This window comes from Myxococcus sp. AS-1-15, assembly GCF_020037055.1.
GTDB classification, from domain to species: Bacteria; Myxococcota; Myxococcia; order Myxococcales; family Myxococcaceae; genus Myxococcus; species Myxococcus fulvus.
In genome coordinates, this window is the sequence record NZ_JAIQDF010000051.1 from 1 (window position 1) to 3183 (window position 3183).

General features: G+C 67.5%; 3 protein-coding genes and 1 pseudogene. 3 read left to right on the top strand and 1 reads right to left on the bottom strand.

Features of this window, described 5'->3' with window-relative positions; genetic code table 11:
• The 3 genes and pseudogenes from K8625_RS43400 to K8625_RS43410 all read left to right on the top strand — a co-directional run.
• Positions 1-810 (top strand): hypothetical protein (locus tag K8625_RS43400; protein ID WP_223786083.1); only part of this gene is annotated, 810 nt, incomplete at its 5' end.
• A gap of 10 nt (positions 811-820) precedes the next feature.
• Positions 821-1039: pseudogene (locus K8625_RS43405) on the top strand (transposase domain-containing protein); the annotation flags it as partial.
• A 150-nt stretch (positions 1040-1189) separates the two neighbouring features.
• Complete coding sequence (locus K8625_RS43410; RefSeq protein WP_223786084.1) at positions 1190-1690, top strand: hypothetical protein; 501 nt, start codon at positions 1190-1192, stop codon at positions 1688-1690.
• A 28-nt stretch (positions 1691-1718) separates the two neighbouring features.
• Here K8625_RS43410 and K8625_RS43415 read toward each other — a convergent pair whose 3' ends face one another.
• Positions 1719-2531 carry a hypothetical protein gene (locus K8625_RS43415; protein ID WP_223786085.1) on the bottom strand — a complete coding sequence of 271 codons (813 nt, stop codon included), beginning with the start codon at positions 2529-2531 and terminating at the stop codon, positions 1719-1721.
• Positions 2532-3183: the final 652 nt, after the last annotated feature.

Genomic DNA, 3183 nt, shown 5'->3' on the forward strand with positions numbered 1-3183 from the left:
GCACAGCGTCGCTACGAAGCCGTTGACCCGGACAATCGACTCGTCGCCGCCGAGTTGGAAGCGCGATGGAATGCGGCACTCACGCAACTGCGTGCATGCGAGCAGCGCGTCAGTGAGCGGGAGCCTTCGTCTGCCTCCGTCCCGGACCGCGAAGCGCTGTTACGTTTGGCAGGCGACCTGCGCACAGCATGGGACGCCTCAGGGGCGGATGCCGCCTTGAAGCAGCGACTGGTGCGTACCCTGATTGAGGAGGTAGTCGTCGACATCGACGATGCTCGCCGAGAGCTGGTGCTCATCATTCACTGGCGGGGTGGGCAGCACTCAGAGGTGCGAGCACGCAAGCCCGCCACGGGAGAGCACCGCAAGCGTGCCTCCGCCGACGCCGATGCGATGATTCGTGCGATGGCTGGCGAGCAGTCGGACGCGGCCATGGCGGTACGTCTCAACCAGGCGGGCCACCGAACTGGCCACGGCCTTGCGTGGACCCATAGGCGCGTCGCTGCGTACCGACGGACGGCCCGAATTCCAGCCTACGCCTCTGGCCGGCAGGACAGCGGCTGGCTCACCATGCGGGATGCTGCCGCAGCCCTCGGCGTGCCGAACCAAGCCATTCGAAAACTCATCCAGTGTGGGCTTCTCCCCGCCAAGCAGGTGATGCCGGATGCTCCGTGGCAGATTCGAGCGGAGGACCTGCGAGCGACACACGTGCTTGAGGCCGTCCACAAGCGACGTAGGAGCCCTCGCGGCGCGAGCAAGCCCCGCCGTCGCGTGAAGCGGTCGACAACGCCCCGAAGAGGTGACGCACAATGAAACTCCCATTGCCCTCGGACGGAAGAACTTTCTGTTTGTCGGACATGACCGCGCGGGCCGCAACCTCGCGGGTCTCTACTCGCTCGTCGCCAGCTGCTCGGCGAACGGCATCAATCCGCGCGAGTACCTCTCCGACGTCTTGCTTCGCGTGCAGTACCACCCGGCAAGCCGGCTGGATGAACTCCTACCAGGTCCCTGGAGTCGTCGCCTCGCTGCCAACACCTCCTGACGCACGCGGCTGACCTGCTGCCCCTCCGAGAGCGTTACCCGTCCACTGACCCTCGCATGGGGCGGGACTCGTCATTCCTCAGGACTGCCAAACCCGGACGGGTACTGGACGTCTCCCATCGGTCGGTTACAGACGCTCTACGTGTCGGCGATGGCCCCCAACCGATGCGCGTGGTGGACGCGGCTGTCGCTGACGACGTGTACGGGGACGGAGACGGCGGCGGACCGGGACGAGGCGGGAGAGAACGCGGCGGCGCTGGTGGAGGTCATCGACGCGCTTCGCAAGCGGTGGGACATCGTGAACGAGCCCATCCTGTTCGGAGGGTCCGCGGGGGGCTCGGTGTTCCTGACGGGGAGCTTCGTGCCTCGGTATGGGAACAGGTACCGAGGCGTTGTGGCGTTGGGGTGCGGAGGGTCCGCGTCGTGGAGTGGCGCGCTGGAGTGGGACGCGGGGCAGCGGGGGTCGACGCGGCTGTTCTATGTGTATGGGGACAGAGACCCGGCGGTGGCGGATATCCGAGCGAGCATCGCGGCGTATCGCGGGTATGGGTTTCAGTTGGTGGAGACGGTCATCGCGGGGGCGACGGGGTGCGGCTTCGATGACTTGAGCGCGGTGAGGGATGTCTGGGAGAGGGGCCTGGGCCCGCTGTAGACGGACCCAGGCCTTGGGGTGAGAGGGATTACTTGACGCAGTGGGCCCAGCCGCGCTTGAAGGGGGAGAGGGCCATCTCCCAGGTGCGGGTGCCGGAGTTGTAGTCGACGCTCACGCCGTCCGAGTAGCTGTCCTGGTTGAAACGGCCGCCGATGCCGGAGAGGAAGCAGGCGACGCCGCCGGGGTTGTAGGCGAGGTCCGTGCTCTGGCCGCCGGAGCCGGAGATCAACTGCCACCCATTGCCGACGCTCTCGGGGATGTCGACGCAGATGGCGCGGGCGCCACCCGCGTCGGCGAGGTCACCCCCGAGGTACCAGTTGAGGCCGTCGTTCCAGACGCGGACGTATTCGGAGGTGGAGTTGAAGGCGCCGGAGGCCTCAACCCGGGTGAGGAAGCAGCGGCGGTCGGCCGTCATGGCGCCCAGGACCTTGGCGGCCTCGCCGTTGGACCAGGAGACCTCGGCGGTGCGGTTGGCGGCGGTATTGACACACCTGGCGGTGGTGGAGAGGGCCGCGTCCGCGTTCTGCCTCACGACGATGAGCCACTGGTCCTCGAAGATGTTGACTCCGGCGAAGCTCCGGACTCCGTCGTTGGAGGGGTTCTCCTGGAGGCTGCCGCCGAGAGCGCTGAGGAAGCAGGTGCGGTTGGTGGCCGAGCCGATGGCCGAGGAGGTGAAGGAGATCTCATTGACGCGCCACGTATAGGTGCCGTCGAGGGTGACCTGTTGCGCGGCCTGGCCGGTGGCCTCATCGGCGACCGAGGGCGTCTCGGGTGCGAGGGGCTCACCGCCACAGGCGGCGGTGAGGGTGGCGAGCGGGAGGGCGAGGAGGAGGTTGCGCACGGAGAGACCCGGTCCTTTCAATGACAGCCATGCGCGAGCGGAGCGACCGTCCGCCGAGCATGGCCGAGGGGGCTCCGAGCCGGGACACCGCACCATGCGGCTCCGCGGCACGGAGTGAGCCCGGGCAGAGCAACCCGAATGCCAATGGCCACTCAGAGAGGACGGCCGTGGGGAACGGCAAGGGTTGCCGAGAGGACGGCGGCAAGCCTTGCCACTCCCGGCAGTGATTGCGATGAGGGCCGCTGTGGTTCGAAGGAGGACCTCGAGGAGCAGGCAGCGCTGTGCTCAACGCCCGTGGGCATCACTGCGAGCGGGTGTGCCTAAACGTCCTCGAAGGCGGCGCCCGTGACGCGTGCGAATGCCAGGGCGGTCTTGATGGCCTCGGAGACGATGAGACCGGTTGACCATCCCCAGGTGCGGAAGACCCTCGCGCTTCCCACCCTCGTGGGGTCAATCCTCATCCCCGCCACGCTTCGATACGGGCCAACCAACTCAGGCAGCTCGTCCTCGGTGTTGCTGAGCGAAGTGGTTGATGGAGAGCGCGGTCGCGACGAGCGCGTTGGTCGCCGGGAAGGGATGTTGCAGGCCGTGCGGAGTCCAGCAGCGAGCCGGATTCTGGCGCGCCACGCTGCGTGAGGTAATCCACGGGGCC